Below are 514 nucleotides of genomic sequence, written 5' to 3' on the forward strand. Positions count from 1 at the left end.
ATAAATTGGCCAGTATCGGGCTAATCACACCGCCTTGCGGTGTCCCTTTCTCACGGAATAACATCTCACTATGGCATTTCATCGGGGCCGTTAGCCAGCGTTCGATGTACAAGCAGAGCCACGGGCTATTTGTGTGTTTCCTCACGGCTTTCATGAGTAAATCATGAGGAATATTGTCAAACAACCCCTTGATATCGAACTCCAATACCCAATCTTGCTGCCAGCATCGCTGCCTTGTGACTCTGATGGCGTCAATCGCCGACTTATTCGGTCGGTAGCCATAAGAATCCGGCAAAAAATGAGGTTCAACAAGGGGTTCGAAATGAAGCCTGACCACCATTTGTGCCACACGATCCGCAACCGTGGGGATCCCCAGCAGACGTTCACCTCCCGACTTCTTAGGGATAGCGACACCTTTCACCGGGGGTGGATAATAACTGCCCGATGATAAGCGGTTCCAGAGTTTGTACAGATTGTCTTTCAGATTGGATTCAAAATCCGCGAGAGTTTGACC

1 protein-coding gene is annotated in these 514 nt (G+C 49.6%); it reads right to left on the minus strand.

Annotated elements, in window-relative coordinates; all coding sequences use genetic code 11:
• Nucleotides 1-514 (minus strand): reverse transcriptase domain-containing protein (locus ACGF5R_RS24450; RefSeq protein ID WP_387693234.1); only part of this gene is annotated, 514 nt, incomplete at both ends.

The sequence above is a fragment of the Photorhabdus sp. RM71S genome (assembly GCF_042879355.1).
Taxonomy (GTDB): Bacteria; Pseudomonadota; Gammaproteobacteria; order Enterobacterales; family Enterobacteriaceae; genus Photorhabdus; species Photorhabdus kayaii.